Source organism: Streptomyces sp. CB02400 (assembly GCF_001905725.1).
Lineage (GTDB): Bacteria > Actinomycetota > Actinomycetes > Streptomycetales > Streptomycetaceae > Streptomyces > Streptomyces atrovirens.
This window is the reverse complement of sequence record NZ_LIWB01000012.1, coordinates 269,639-283,712: the sequence shown is the minus strand read 5'-3', so window position 1 is coordinate 283,712 and position 14,074 is coordinate 269,639. Positions and strand designations below refer to the sequence as shown.

Sequence of the window (14,074 nt, the reverse complement as noted above, 5' to 3'; positions counted from 1 at the left end):
CCACCCGATCGAGTCAGAAACCGACGACACCGCCCTGCCCACCGGACTCACCGCATAGCCTCAACACGAGATCGCCGAGTGGCCGTCGATACACCACTCCAGCGGACGTGACCAGCCACCATCGCCTTCATTTATCCCGGTCACGCAAAGCACCGTCCGACGTCGGCAGCACGGTGACAAGACCCCGGCCCTCATGACAACTACCGTGCTTCGGCTCAGGGTCGACCGTATCGGTGCGGGGTTCGCGTGGTGGCGCGGTCACAGCTCGAACTCCAGGTGCTCAATGTCCGTGAAGTGGACCTCCTCCAGGCTTCCGGCACGGCGGCCGCCGTCCTGCAGGTACACCTCGCGGAGCGCGTCGGCCGCGAGGTGCCGCTGGGAGCCGCCGTCCTCATGACGTGTTCGGCTGCTGGGCTGGGCTCACGGAGGGTGCGGCGCGACCTCGCGGGCCGGCGCGGTGCGCCCGGTCAAGCGCTGTCGATGCGGTCGAGCAGCGCCCGGGCCTCGACGGTGCGGTGGTGGTCCCGGCCGAAGGAGGCCAGGCAGGCGTCGTGCGCGGCTGCGGGCCCGGAGGCGGGCCTCGCTACCGCGGTCCAGCCCCAGCAGGGCGGTGGCCACGGCCAGCTCGACGGCGCCGGTCTCCGGGCGGCGCTGCTCCCCGGGCAGACTGCGGCGCAGTTCGTCGGCGCGCTCCGCCTCGGCATAGCGCCCGGTCTGGTACAGGGCTATGGCCTGCCCCGAAGGGGATCTCACCAACTGCCCGGTGCCGTTTCGGCCGCGTGGCCGGAAGGATTTCATGCCCGGAGCACACGGATGCCGCCCACACTGTTCGGCAAACCCGCACCACCCAGGCGCCAGACGAGCAGCGCGGACTCGCACCGCACCACTGTGAAGCGCGGCATTGAACGACAAGCCAAGTGCCAGGGCCGCCAACGGTCAGGCATCGCACAGACCCCGACCACGACCACCAGGCCTCCGGTCATGGGACCTACCACAGCAGGCCAACGCCGTGCGCAGACCATTGCCCAGCCGAACGCGCTGCGATTACCCAGCCGCCGTAACGTCGGACCGGTCGGCTTCTTGCGCGAGGTTCCCGCCCCAGCGGCTCCGATGACCGACCTGCTCCAGCACGGCCCACCGCCTGCTGAGACCGGTCGGCCATCCCAGCGGACGACTGCTCTCCACCCGACGGGGACGCGACCCGATGCCTGCTTCAGGCGGCAGCACCGGCGGTCTGGGAGTTCCACCGGGACGGGCCGCCCTTCGCCCGCCTGCCACCTCTCCGCCAGGTCCCGTACCGCCCGCTCCAACCTCGTTCGCCGGGTCTCCGGCGTCGTGGCCTGGAGCAGCGGGAGCATCACGAGGTAGCGGATGGTCCGGTCGAGCGCGTCGAACGCCGCACGCGCCGCCGGGTCCGCGGCAAGCGCCGCGGCAAGGTCGTCCGGGACCACAGCGGTCGCTTGTGGCGCGTACGCGCGGTCCCAGCGGCCGTCCTCCTGGGCCCGCCGGACTTCGGCGAGGCCGGGCTCTCGCATCCGGCCCGCCACCGCCAGCGCCGCGACCTTCTCGACGTTCACCCGCGACCACAGGCTCCGCGGCCGCCGTGGCCCGTACTTCTGCAGGTGGTACCGGTCGTCCAGACCCCGGCGCTGCCCGGAGATCCAGCCCCAGCACAGCCCCACGTCGACCAGTTCGTCACCCGTGACCGACGCGATCCCCGACGCCTTCTTCACCACCTTGACCCACACACCCTCACGGCGGGTGTGATGTTCGGCCGGCCAGTCCTCAAAAGCCGCCGCGTCCTCGAACGCGACGACCTCCGCCCCGTTGAACTCCACCATGCGGGCAAGGCTGGCCCGGCCACGCCCTGGTGGACCTTCCCGGTCACAGCACTGCTGTTGCGGGACACGACGTTGGTGACACAGGCCAACGCCGGTGAAACCGAGGTGCCTCGACGGGCATCGGTCGGGTAGCGTGCGGACCATGTCGAGTCCTGAGTCAGACACGGTGGGGGTTTTCGGTCACGCCGTCAGCCCCCTGAACCACTGAGCTCATAGCCCTGTCGTCGCGCCGTGTTCTGCGGCGGGACGTGTGTGTCCCTGGGGCCGGCCGCGGTGACGAGACGACCTTCTCGTGCTTCTCCTCACCTCGGAGCCACTCGATGCCTCTCCCGCTGTACCTGCTTGCCCTGGCGGTCTTCGCCATGGGCACCTCGGAGTTCATGCTCGCCGGCCTGCTGCCGGACATCGCCTCAGAGCTCGACGTCACCGTCGGGACAGCAGGCGTGCTCACCTCGGCCTTCGCGATCGGCATGATCGTCGGCGCTCCCCTGGTGGCCGCGCTTGCCCGCAACTGGCCCAGGCGTTCCAGCCTTCTGGGGTTCATCCTCGCTTTCGCGGCAGCTCACGCCGTGGGCGCCATCACCACGAGCTTTCCGGTCCTGTTCGCCACCCGGGTCGTCGCCGCGCTCGCGAACGCGGGGTTCCTTGCGGTCGCTCTGACGGCTGCCGCCACGCTGGTCTCGCCCGACAAGAAGGGACGTGCGCTGGCCGTGCTGCTGTCAGGCACGACGATGGCCACGATCGCCGGTGTCCCTGGTGGGTCGGTCCTCGGCACGTTGCTCGGCTGGCGGGCAGCCTTCTGGGCCGTCGCCGCTCTCTGCCTGCCTGCGGCTCTCGGCATCCTGAAAGGGATCCCCACGGGACATGTGAAGGAGGAAGCGACTGGCGGGCCAGCCTTGCGAGCGGAGCTTGCCCAGCTCACCAGGCCGCGGTTGATCCTGGTGATGCTGCTCGGCGCGTTGGTGAACGCGGCGACGTTCGCAAGTTTCACCTTCCTCGCCCCCGTGGTGACCGGCACCGCCGGGCTGGGAGAGTTGTGGATCTCCGTCGTGCTGGTGCTCTTCGGTGCCGGTTCCTTCGTCGGCGTCACCGTCGCCGGTCGGCTGTCCGACCAGCGTCCCGGTCCGGTCATCGCAGTCGGTGGTCCGTTGCTGCTCCTCGGCTGGCCGGTCCTGGCCATGCTGGCCGACGAACCGGTCGCCCTGTTCGCCCTCGTGTTCGTGCAGGGCGCGCTGTCGTTCGCACTGGGCAGCACACTGATCACGCGGGTCCTCCACGAGGCCACGGGAGCCCCCACCATGGCCGGCTCGTACGCGACCGCGGCACTCAACGTCGGCGCCGCCGCCGGCCCCCTCATCGCCGCGGCCACCCTCAACACCGCGGCCGGGACCCACGGGCCGCTGTGGGCAAGCGGGCTCCTGGTCGCTGTCGCGCTGCTCATCGCATTCCCCCTCCGCACTGCGATCGAAGCCGGCCGAAGCACCGAGGCGCTCCAGTGACACACGCGAACGGCCCCCTCGGACATCGAGGGACGCCAAAGGCTCGTGGAGCGCTTGCCGCAGCCGTCCGTTCGCCCGCATGGGCCACCGAGGCCGGTGTCCGCCGTGCCTGCCTGTCCAGACCGCGGCGGACAGGTTCTGCAACAGGTGCCGGCGGTCGGCCACTTCCGGGGCACCCGGGGCGGCCTCCTTCACCGTCTTGGTATAGGCGGTGGCCCGGTCCCGGCAGATGATCTCCGCGCCGGGATGCTCGGCCGACCAGGCCGCGAACGTCTCGGAGGTGTGGTCGGGCAGCACGTCCACGACCCGGCCGGTCTCGACGTCGACCTGCATACACGACCACAGGAAGTGGACCGGAGCCGCAGTTGTGAAGTCACTTGTCGATGGGTTCGGAAGACGCCCCGGTCCTTGGTCCGGTGGTGTTGATGGATTCGGGAGGCGCTGGGCTCTTGTCAGGGCGGAATCGGGAAGCTCTTGGTGAAACGTGCCGTCCATTTCGTCAAGGGCAGTTGCACGGTGATCTGCCAGTTGAGCAGGGAGTACGCACCGGCAGACGGCGCACCCGAGGGAGCGGAACCCGCGCACTCGACCGCGGAGATCGCCTACACCACTCAGCGGGGCGCCATCACCGCTTCTGTCTCAAGTGTCCGCTGGAGCGGGTAAAACCAACTCCCGCCTGGTGATCCAGTTCGTGTTCGAGGACGTGGAAACCAGCATGCTTCGCGACGACGTATCGGAGAGCGATCAGCCGTGCTGGCTTGATCGCATCGCTCGCCCTCTGTCGGCGTCTTCTCACGGACAACCCACAGACGCCCCTCCCCCGTCCTAGGTGACGCGAGGGGCGCCCGAGACCGACGGGACGTCTGCGCACAAGGTTTTGAGGAGAGGACCATTGATTCGTGCCCGGCGAATATGTGTGACCGCCGTGGCGGTGCTGGCGGCCCTGGCGGGCTCACCCGGATTGGCACAGGCCGAACAGTCGTACAAATCGAGACCGTTGAGCACGACGGACGACAATCCGCTTCCGCCGGGGTGGCGGATCGACGGGGAGGACGGGGCGCGTGAGCTGGTCTGGCGTACGCCGAAGGCCGTGCCCATGGGGGATGCGCGGGTCGAGTTCCGTACCGGGGACCGGCTGCTCGGGGCGCCGAAGCCGGCGAGGGACGGGAGGACCTTCCGGCTCGCCCTCGGTGGGACGCAGCCCGAACAACTGACGGACCTTCGAGTGACGGCTGCGGGGCGCCGACTGGACGCGGCGGCCGACGACACTCGCAGGTCCGGATCGCGCGTGGCGCGGATGCCCGCGCAGGCGCCGGCGAACGGCGTTGATCCGGGCGAACCCGGCTCGTACCGCACGGTCACCGGGGAGTACGACCTCGACCCGGTGCGCCTGCCCGGGTTCGACACCCCGGTGGAGATGACCGCCGAGGTGGTGGCACCGAAGGGTGCCACCGGCAGCCGGCCGCTCGCGCTGTTCCTGCACGGCCGTCACAGCACCTGTTACAAGCCGGGCTCCGAGGACGACGTGACCGGCGACTGGCCCTGTGCGGACGGCTACAAGCCGATCCCGAGCTACCTGGGTTACCTGCGCGACCAGCAACTGCTGGCCTCCCCGGGTTATGTGACGGTGTCGATCTCGGCGAACGGCATCAACGCCCAGGACTGGGAGGCCGAGGACGCCGGCGCACAGGCGCGTTCCTCGCTGGTACGGCAGCACCTCGCCCGCTGGGCCGACTGGACCGCCCATCGCTCCTCCGCCCCGGCCGTCGTACGCGAGGCGGCAGAAGCGGACCTCTCCCGTGTCCTGCTCGTCGGCCACTCACGCGGTGGCGAGGGCGTCAACCGGGCCGCCATGGACAGCCTCTACCCGCCGCCGGCCGCCGAGGACGGCTACCGGGGCCCGGTGCGCTGGAAGGTGCGCGGGACCGTGCTCATCGGACCGACGATCTTCGGCCAGAACCCGGTCGCCGACGTGCCGTCCGTGACGCTGCTGCCGGGCTGCGACGGCGACGTGTCGGACCTGCAGGGCGAGAACTTCGTCGACGGGACGCGCGGGATCAGCCGGGGCACGGCCCTGCACAGCGCGGTCTACATGGTCGGCGCCAACCACAACTACTTCAACAGCGAGTGGACCCCGGGTGAGGCCGTCGCACCGGCCGAGGACGACTTCGGGACCGACCCGGAGCAGCCGGACCCGGTGTGCACGCCGGGTGCCGCGCCCCGGCTGACCGCCGCCCAGCAGCACAAGGCGGGCGCCACGTACATCGCCGCCGCGGCCCGGCTCTTCCTCGCCGGGGACGATCGGGTGCGTCCGCTGCTCGACGGTTCCGGCAAGCGGGCCCCGTCCGCGGACCCGGCCCGGGTGCTGACCCACGCGGTCGGCGGCCGTCGCAGCGGTGGTTTCCTGCCGGACGGCGGGGCGAAGGTGACCGGAGCCCGGCTGTGTTCGGCGATCGACCCCGACCCGGCCGTGGCCTGTCTGGACCCGGAGACCCCCGGATCGTCACCGCACTTCGCGTGGTGGGAGACGGAACAGGAGACCGGCCGCAGCGCGGTGGACCTGAAGTGGTCCGCGCCGGGCACGGCCGCGCGCATCACTCCGGCCGAGCCGCTCTCCCTCCGCGGCTCCCAGAAGCTCGCACTCAGGGTCTTCGTACCGCCGAACACGACCGGCACGAAGTTCGACGTGTCCGTCACCGACTCCTCCGACCGTCGGGTGAAGCTGGGCTCGGTACGGGTGGACGGGCTCCCGGGCTCCGCGAACACCGCCTCCTACTGGGCTCAGGAGCTGCGCGTCCCGCTGTCGGCCGCGACCCGGGCCGGGCTTGATCTCAGGCATGTCAAGTCCCTTGACTTGACGCCCCGTTCTCAGTCCGGGCGGGCTTGGCTGATGGACGCCTGGGGCTGGGCGCCCGGCACTTCGGCGGTGAAGGCGGCCGCACTGCCGCGTGTCGACGTGGGCCGCACGATCGTCAAGGAGGGCGACTCGGGCACCCGCACCTACCGGGTCCCGGTCGAGATCTCCGGGCGCGGCAGCGGGCAGGTCCGCGTGTACGTCCTCGACCCGGACAGCGGCCGGACCGAGGACCGCCTCGTGACCGTACGGCCCGGCAGCGACGCGATCGACGTGCAGGTCGAGGTGAAGGGCGACACGGCCTACGGCTACGGCGTAGAGCACGACATCGCCGTCAAGGCCGTCCACAATGCCGTCGTCGGCAAGCACCGGGGCGGGCTCACCGTCGAGAACGACGACCCCGAGCCGGTGATCACCCTGTCGCCGGTCGCGGACCGGGTGACCGAGGGAGAGACGCTGACCTGGCGGTTGTCCGTGGATGCGCCCGTGGCGGTGAACATCTGGCAGCCGGTGCGGGTGCTTCCGGTCACCGAGGGCGCCGAGTTGTCCACCAAGGACGTGGACCCGCGGTGGCTCATGGACTGGTCCGGTGACGTGCCCGAGCCCGAGCGGCCGCTGTCCGACGCGAGCCTGTGGGTGTGGTTGAACATCCCGCCCGGGAGCACCAGCGTGGATTTCGTCGTGCCGATCGTGCGGGACCAGGTCGCCGAGCCGACCGAGTCGATGCGCCTCGTACTGACCGACGACAACGCCGAGCCGCTGCCCGATGGGCCGGTGCTGACGGGGACGGTGCTCGACACGCCGTAAGCACGACGCACGAGGGACCATGAGCGCCCTCTTGTGCGGGGTCCGGCCTGTCCGGGCCCCGCGCTTCACAAGGTCACGCGGATCCCGGCCGTCCCGTCCAGTCCCGGCGCAGCCTGCTGCCGCAGAGCGTGAGCTGGCCGAGGATGCCGTACGTGCGGGCCAGGAGCCGCCGGTAGCGGCCGGTGGGCTCGTCGGCGTACGCCGGCGCGGTCACCGACGTGGTCAACAGCCTGTACATCGTCCACCCCGGCCGGACGGAGCTCGCCGGCCGACTGCAGGACCTGTGGCGGGGCCGTGCCCCGCGGCCGTCACCGCTGCCGCCCCCCGTCGGCGCCCGCGACCCGAATCCGTACGTGAGTGAGGAGGAGCAAGCCTCCGCGGTCGCCGCCGATGGTTATCACGGCCCGTGGAACACGCCGACGGCACACCCCGTCCTGGTCCTCGGCGCCTCCCCACCCCCTCCGCCCTTCTCAGCGCTGCCCGGGCCAGGGCCGGGGAACTGGGCAACGTCCGTCTGCTCACCCACCACGGACACGGACACACCGCGCTGTTCGACACCAGCGGCCGGGTCCAGGCCCACGAGAGCCGCTGTCTCGTCGATGGCACCCTCCCGCCGCCGGGAGCGACGTGCGAACGGGACACTCCGCCGGTGGGACGGTACGGCAGGCACCGCCTCCTGAGCGGCACGGCGGCCCGGCACCGGGGTCGTCCGGCGCCGGGCCGCCGTGTGGCCCCGTGCCGGTTCACCCGGCCGTGGCGGCGCCCGTGGGCAGCGGTGGTTCCCGTGACACCGCGGGGTCGCAGCCGTAACGGGTCACACGGCGTCGCTCGGCATTCCGGGTGACCGGGCGATCTCCTGTTCGGCGGCTTCGATGACGGCCAGTACGGCGGCGGCTGCCGCCGCAGGATCGCGGGCCTCGACGGCCCGCACGACGGCGCGGTGACCCGGCAGCGAGGCTTCCACCGCGCCCGCGGTCTGGGTGCTGATGACGAAGCTGTGTTCCAGCGCGATCTCGACAGCGCGGCCCAGCGAGCCGAGGAGACGGTTGCCGCCGGCGTCGAGCAGGGCCCGGTGGAAGGCGATGTCGGCCTCGACGTAGCCGCCGCGGCCGGGTGACGTCGCCGCGGCCTCCATGGCGGCCAGGGCGTCGTACAGGACGCGCACGTCGTCGGGGCCGGCCCGCTCCGCGGCGAGCCGGGCCGCCTCGGGCTCGACGATCCGCCGCAGTTCGCCCGTGTCGCGCAGCAGGGCCGCGGCGTCCCCTGCCTGTTTCCAGCGCAGTACGTCGCGGTCCAGGTGGTTCCAGTGCTCCGGGGGCAGCACGCGTGTGCCGGTGCGCGGCCGTACGTGCAGCATCCCCTTGGCCACCAGCGACTTGACCGCCTCCCGCAACACCCCACGGCTGACGCCGATCTCGGCCGCGAGTGCGTCCTCGACCGGTAGCGGGTCCCCCGGCTCCCACGCGCCGCCCACGATGCGCCGCCCGAGCTCGTCGACCACGCGCTGGTGCATGGTCAGGAAGTGCACCACGATCTCCGCTCCCCCTGGACACCATTCATCGAATCATTTAATGATTGCTCCAGGGTAGCGGGCCCGCACCCGCCAACGCCCCATCGCGCAGCGGACGACGCCGGAGCCACGGGAGTGTTCACATGACCGACGGTAGGAGGACGAACCGCCGCAGTCAGGCATGGTTCGGCGCACAGGGCCGCAGCGGGATGCTGTACCGCTCCTGGATGCGCAACCAGGGGTTCGGGCACGAGGTGTTCGACGGGCGTCCCGTCATCGGCATCGCGACCAGTGCCTCCGAGCTCGCCCCGTGCAACGCCCATCTGACCCGCGTCGCCGAAGCCGTCAAGCGCGGGGTGTGGCAGGCGGGCGGCCTGCCACTGCAGTTCCCCACCATGGCCACCGGCGAGACGCTGATGCGCCCCACCGCCATGCTGTACCGCAACCTCATGGCCATGGAGGTCGAGGAGCTGATCCGGGCCAACCCGCTCGACGGCGTCGTCCTGCTGTCCGGCTGCGACAAGACGACCCCCGCCATGCTCATGGGCGCCGCCAGCGTCGACCTGCCCGCCGTCATGGTCACCGGCGGGCCGATGCTCAACGGCAAGTACCGGGGGCAGGACGTGGGTTCGGGCACGCATGTGTGGAAGTTCGAGGAGGACCTGAAGACCGGCCGGATGACCGAGGAGGAGTGCTTCTTCGCGGAAGGCTGCATGGCCCGCTCCAACGGGCACTGCATGACGATGGGGACCGCCTCGACGATGGCCTGCGTGGCCGAGGCGCTCGGCATGCAGCTGCCGGGCTCGGCGGCGTGGCCCGCGGTCGACTCCCGGCGGATGGAGACCGCGCAGGCGGCGGGGCAGCGCATCGTAGGGATGGTGGAGGAGGAGCTGCGGCCCTCGCGGATCCTGACGCGGGAGGCGTTCGAGAACGCCATCCGGGTCAACGCGGCCATCGGCGGCTCCACGAACGCCGTCATCCATCTCACCGCCCTCGCCGGACGCGTCGGCGTCGAGCTGAGCCTGCGGGACTTCGACGACCTGGTCCGTGCGGTGCCGACCCTGGTCAACCTGATGCCCAGCGGCACGTACCTCATGGAGGACTTCTGCTACGCGGGCGGGCTGCCCGCCGTCATGGCCGAACTGCTCGGCGGCAAGCTGCTGCACGGGGGGCCGGTCACGGTCACCGGACGCACCGTCGCCGAGAACACCGAGCACGCCGAGCGCGTCGGCTCCGACGTCATCACCGCCCTCGACGCCCCCTTCCAGCCGGCCGGCACCGGAATCGCCGTCCTGCACGGCAACCTGTGCCCCGACGGCGCCGTGATCAAGCAGTCCGCCGCGTCACCGCACCTGCTCACCCACCGCGGCCCCGCGCGCGTCTTCGACTCCCCGGAGGCGTACCACGAGGTCGCCGACGACCCGGACCTCGACATCGACGAGAACACCGTCATCGTCATCCGCAACGCCGGCCCCAGGGGCTACCCCGGCATGCCCGAGGTCTCCAACGTTCCGCTGCCCGCCAAGCTGCTGAAGGCCGGCGTCACGGACATGGTGCGCGTGTGCGACGGCCGGATGAGCGGCACCGGCTACGGAACGGTGGTCCTGCACGTGGCGCCCGAGGCCGCCGTCGGCGGACCGCTCGCCCTGGTGCGCGACGGGGACCCCGTCGTCCTCGACGTCCCGGACCGCACCCTGCGCCTGGACGTGGACGACGCCGAACTCGCGCGGCGCCGGCAGGAGTGGACGGCACCCACCGAGCAGTACACCAGCGGCTACACCTGGCTCTACACCCAGCACGTGGAACAGGCCGACCGGGGCGCCGACTTCGGGTTCCTGCGCGGAAGCCGCGGACACGAGGTCCCCCGCGACTCCCACTGAGCCCACCCCCTCGCATCCAGGAGAGCATCGATCGTGGAATCGGCAGCAGCGCTCCCCCGTCCGGTCCTCACCGCCGAATCCGTCCTTCCGGAGGACGCCAGCCGGGCCGCCCTCGTCGCGCGCGTCCACGACCCGGAAGGGGACGGACCGTGTGTGGCCGCGGTCCGCGGAGAGCACGTCGTCGACCTGACGGCTCTCGCACCCACCGTCTCCGACCTCATGGAACGCGAGGACGCGGCGGCCGTCGTCCGCGAGGCCGGCGGCGGACGCGCCTGGCGCCTGGGCGACTTGCTGCAGGCGCCGCCCGGCCGCCGTGACGTGCCGCATCTGCTCGCCCCCGTCGACCTCCAGGTGATCAAGGCGGCGGGCGTCACCTTCGCCCAGAGCCTGCTGGAACGCGTCATCGAGGAGCGCACGGGCGGCGATCCGGCGCAGGCCGCGAGGGTGCGGGCCCGCGTCGGGCAGGTGGTGGGCGGAAGGCTCGACGGCATCCGTCCCGGATCACCGGAGGCGGTCGAGGCCAAGGAACTGCTCGTCGCCGAAGGACTGTGGTCGCAGTACCTGGAGGTCGGGATCGGGCCGGATCCGGAGGTGTTCACCAAGGCCCCCGTACTGTCCGCGGTCGGCACCGGCGCCGACATCGGAGTGCTCGGTGCCTCCGTGTGGAACAACCCCGAGCCCGAGGCCGTCCTCGTCGTGGACTCACGCGGCCGGGTACGCGGAGCGACGCTCGGCAACGACGTCAACCTCCGCGACATCGAGGGACGCAGCGCCCTGCTGCTGTCCCGCGCGAAGGACAACAACGCCTCCTGCGCGATCGGCCCGTTCGTCCGCGTGCTCGACGAGGACTTCGGCCTCGACGCCGTACGCGGGCTCGACATCGGCCTGCGGGTCGACGGCACGGACGGCTACGTACTGCGGGGCAGCAGTTCCCTGCGCGAGATCAGCCGTGACGTGCTGGACCTGGTGGCCGCCACACATGGCGCGCACCATCAATACCCGGACGGCTTCGTGCTGTTCACGGGCACGCTGTTCGCTCCGACCGAGGACCGGCAGGCGCCCGGCGCGGGCTTCACCCACGAGTACGGCGACGTCGTACGGATCTCCAGCCCGCGGCTCGGCGCCCTGGTCAACACCGTCGTCCCCAGTGAGGAGGCCGCGCCGTGGACGTTCGGCGTGGGAGCGCTGATGCGCAGCCTCGCCCGGCGCGGCCTGTTGTGAGACCTCCCGACGGTTCGGGGTGCGCGACGCCCCTGACGTGCGCCGCGCACCCCCGGTTCAGGTGGTGAGCGGCTCCTGCACGATCGTGGCGTGCAGGAGCCGCGTGTGATCCACATGGCGTTCGGCTCCGGTCAGCACGACGCCTGCCGTCAGGCGCGGCTCCGCGCTGGAGGCGGCCAACCGCACCTCCAGCTCACCCGGTTCGACGACGCGCCGGCCGTCGCGGCCGGTGAAGGAGGCGACGTCGGCCGGGACCGTGACGCTCAGGCGCCGGGCCTCCCCCGGCTCCAGGACGACCCGGGTGTAGCTGACGAGGCGCTGCACCGGCTGGACGACGGAGGCGACCGGGTCGTGCAGATAGAGCTGGACGACCTCGGTCCCGGGCCGCCCGCCGGCGTTGCGGACGGTGAAGGAGAGGGCGAACTCGCCGTCCGTCGAGGCCTCCTGGACCTGCACCGTCAGGTCGGTCCAGTCGAACCGTGTGTAGGACAGGCCGTGGCCGAAGGCGAACGCGGGGGCCGGGTCGATGTTGGACACCTCGCTGGCGTGCGCGAGCCGCGCCCCGAGGTACGTGCCCGGCTGGGAGCCCGGCCCGCGCGGCACGCCGACCGGGAGACGTCCGGAGGGATCGACACGGCCGCTGAGCACCCCGGCGATCGCGCGCGTGCCCTCCTCGCCCGGGAAGAAGGACTGCACGATCGCCGCGGACTCCTCGACCGCGTGGCCGAGGGCGTAGGGCCGCCCGGTCAGCAGCACGGTCACCACCGGCGTGTCGAGGTCGAGCAGCGTGTCGAGCAGGTGCTGTTGCGCGCCGGGCAGGGCCAGTGTCTCGACGTCGCAGCCCTCGCCGCTGGTGCCTCGCCCGAAGAGTCCGGCGCGGTCGCCGAGCACCACCAGGGCGACGTCGGCCTCGCGCGCCACCCGCGCGGCCTCGTCGAGGCCGGAGAGGTCCCCGTCGTCGACGCCGGTGCCGCGGGCGTGGGTGATCTCGGCGTCGGGGAACTCGGCGGCGAGCGTCTCGCGCAGGGTGGGCAGCTCGATGCCGAGGGGGGTCCCTGGGTGGCGGACGCCGATGTGCTGGGGGAAGGAGTAGCAGCCCAGGACGGCGGTGGCCTCGGCCGCGTTGGGGCCGATCAGGGCGATGCGGCGGGGCCGGGCCAGCGGCAGGGTGCCGTCGTTGCTCAGCAGCACGACCGCTTCCTCGGCGAGCGTGCGGGCCAGGGCGCGGTTCTCCGGACCGTCCAGGTCGATCCGGCCTCGCAGGGCGGCCGGATCGTCCGGGTCCGCCCCGTCGAGTGCCGCCGGCACGGGGTCCCAGTCCGGGTCGAGCAGGCCGAGTGCCACCTTCTGGGTGAGCACCCGGCGTACGGCACGGTCGACCAGCTCCTCCGGTACGCGGCCGTCGGCGACGGCCTCGGCCAGGGGCGCCCCGTACGTCTTGACGTTGGGCAGTTCGACGTCGATGCCCGCGTGCAGCGCCGTGCCGGCGGCGCCCGCCCAGTCGGCGGCGACGCCGTGCAGGGTCTTGAGGAAGGCGATGCCGAAGTAGTCGGCGACAACGGTGCCCTCGAAGCCCCAGGTTTCCCGCAGCAGCCCGGTGAGCAGGTCCTCGTCGGCCGCGGACGGCATGCCGTCGGTGTCGGTGTAGGCGCTCATCACCGACCGGGCGCCGCCCTCGCGGATCGCCATCTCGAAGGGGGGCAGCAGGACGTCGGCGCGCTCGCGCGGACCCACCGAGGAGGGGGCGAGGTTGCGTCCGGCGCGGGAGGCCGAGTAGCCGACGAAGTGCTTGAGGGTGGCGACGATCCCGGCGGACTCCAGGCCCTGGACGTACGCGGTGCCGATGGTGCCGACGAGGTACGGGTCCTCGCCGATGGTCTCCTCCACGCGGCCCCAGCGGGCGTCGCGGACCACGTCGAGGACGGGGGCGAGGCCCTGGTGGACGCCGACGGACCGCATGTCGCGACCGATGGCGGCGGCCATCCGGCGCACCACGTCCGGGTCGAAGGTGGCGCCCCAGGACAGCGGGACGGGGTAGGCGGTGGCGCCCCAGGCGGCGAAGCCGGCCAGGCACTCCTCGTGCGCGAGAGCGGGGATGCCGAACCGGTTCGTGGCGGCGATCCGGCTCTGGGTGCGGGCCAGGGAGAGCGCGCCCAGGGCGGGATCGACCGGGACCGTGCCGAAGGGGCGGGTCAGCTGGCCCAGTCCGGCGGGCAGGAGCGCGTCGAGGTCGACGGCCTCCTCCATGTCGTGCTGGTGGGGGGCCACTTCACCTCCCTCGTCGGAGGCTCCCACCCACGCTCCGTACAGCTGGGCGGTCTTCTCTTCCAGAGTCATCGCGTCGATCAGCGCGTCGACTCTCGCGGTGACGGAGGCGGTGGGGTCGTTCCAGAGGGAGATTGCGGAGGTGTTCTCTACGGCCACGTCGGCGTTCACTTTCCTCCCATGCCCGTCGGACCCTT

9 protein-coding genes and 2 pseudogenes are annotated in these 14,074 nt (G+C 71.9%); 5 read left to right on the top strand and 6 right to left on the bottom strand.

Annotated elements, in window-relative coordinates; genetic code table 11:
- Positions 1-258 precede the first annotated feature (258 nt).
- Positions 259-375 (bottom strand): annotated as a pseudogene (locus tag AMK33_RS27120) (telomere-protecting terminal protein Tpg); the annotation flags it as partial.
- Between the two features lie 419 nt (positions 376-794).
- Positions 795-1,841, bottom strand: coding sequence for a YdeI/OmpD-associated family protein (locus tag AMK33_RS44970; RefSeq protein ID WP_327379845.1), 1,047 nt, complete (start codon positions 1,839-1,841; stop codon positions 795-797).
- Between the two features lie 320 nt (positions 1,842-2,161).
- On the opposite strand from AMK33_RS44970, the gene AMK33_RS27105 reads away from it, so the two are divergent.
- Complete coding sequence (locus tag AMK33_RS27105; RefSeq protein ID WP_073935567.1) at positions 2,162-3,340, top strand: Cmx/CmrA family chloramphenicol efflux MFS transporter; 1,179 nt, start codon at positions 2,162-2,164, stop codon at positions 3,338-3,340.
- A gap of 120 nt (positions 3,341-3,460) precedes the next feature.
- Here the strand turns inward: AMK33_RS27105 and AMK33_RS45270 are convergent.
- A pseudogene (locus tag AMK33_RS45270) lies at positions 3,461-3,673 on the bottom strand (transposase); the annotation flags it as partial.
- A gap of 559 nt (positions 3,674-4,232) precedes the next feature.
- On the opposite strand from AMK33_RS45270, the gene AMK33_RS27090 reads away from it, so the two are divergent.
- A complete protein-coding gene (locus AMK33_RS27090) occupies positions 4,233-7,001 on the top strand; it encodes a hypothetical protein (protein ID WP_079194979.1) in 2,769 nt (922 codons plus the stop codon).
- A 73-nt stretch (positions 7,002-7,074) separates the two neighbouring features.
- On the opposite strand, the gene AMK33_RS27085 is transcribed toward AMK33_RS27090, so the two are convergent.
- Complete coding sequence (locus tag AMK33_RS27085) at positions 7,075-7,239, bottom strand: hypothetical protein (RefSeq protein ID WP_383464714.1); 165 nt, start codon at positions 7,237-7,239, stop codon at positions 7,075-7,077.
- A gap of 168 nt (positions 7,240-7,407) precedes the next feature.
- Here AMK33_RS27085 and AMK33_RS45265 point away from each other — a divergent pair, with 168 nt between their 5' ends.
- Positions 7,408-7,845, top strand: a complete 438-nt coding sequence (locus AMK33_RS45265; protein WP_107425219.1) for an alpha/beta hydrolase — start codon at positions 7,408-7,410, stop codon at positions 7,843-7,845.
- Here the strand turns inward: AMK33_RS45265 and AMK33_RS27080 are convergent.
- Entirely contained in the window at positions 7,816-8,514 is a 699-nt protein-coding gene (locus AMK33_RS27080) for a FadR/GntR family transcriptional regulator (RefSeq protein WP_073935593.1), read from the bottom strand. The two genes, AMK33_RS45265 and AMK33_RS27080, sit on opposite strands and share 30 nt — an antisense overlap.
- Before the next feature lie 140 nt (positions 8,515-8,654).
- Between AMK33_RS27080 and AMK33_RS27075 the strand changes: the two genes are divergently transcribed.
- Together AMK33_RS27075 and AMK33_RS27070 are read left to right on the top strand one after the other, a co-directional pair.
- Positions 8,655-10,391, top strand: coding sequence for an IlvD/Edd family dehydratase (locus tag AMK33_RS27075; RefSeq protein ID WP_073935565.1), 1,737 nt, complete (start codon positions 8,655-8,657; stop codon positions 10,389-10,391).
- Positions 10,392-10,424: 33 nt separating this feature from the next.
- The gene (locus tag AMK33_RS27070) at positions 10,425-11,612 is read left to right on the top strand and encodes a fumarylacetoacetate hydrolase family protein (protein WP_073935564.1); all 1,188 of its coding nucleotides are present in this window, start codon (positions 10,425-10,427) and stop codon (positions 11,610-11,612) included.
- Positions 11,613-11,669: 57 nt separating this feature from the next.
- Here AMK33_RS27070 and AMK33_RS27065 read toward each other — a convergent pair whose 3' ends face one another.
- Positions 11,670-14,048 (bottom strand): beta-glucosidase family protein, encoded by a 2,379-nt coding sequence (locus AMK33_RS27065; protein ID WP_073935563.1) that lies wholly within the window; start codon positions 14,046-14,048, stop codon positions 11,670-11,672.
- Positions 14,049-14,074: the final 26 nt, after the last annotated feature.

Bases quoted from the DNA above. Each gene is read 5' to 3' on its own strand.
- AMK33_RS27075 (WP_073935565.1), top strand. From the start codon at position 8,655: ATGACCGACGGTAGGAGGACGAACCGCCGCAGTCAGGCATGGTTCGGC.
- AMK33_RS27085 (WP_383464714.1), bottom strand. From the start codon at position 7,239: ATGTACAGGCTGTTGACCACGTCGGTGACCGCGCCGGCGTACGCCGAC.
- AMK33_RS27080 (WP_073935593.1), bottom strand. From the start codon at position 8,514: ATGCACCAGCGCGTGGTCGACGAGCTCGGGCGGCGCATCGTGGGCGGC.
- AMK33_RS44970 (WP_327379845.1), bottom strand. From the start codon at position 1,841: ATGGTGGAGTTCAACGGGGCGGAGGTCGTCGCGTTCGAGGACGCGGCG.
- AMK33_RS27105 (WP_073935567.1), top strand. From the start codon at position 2,162: ATGCCTCTCCCGCTGTACCTGCTTGCCCTGGCGGTCTTCGCCATGGGC.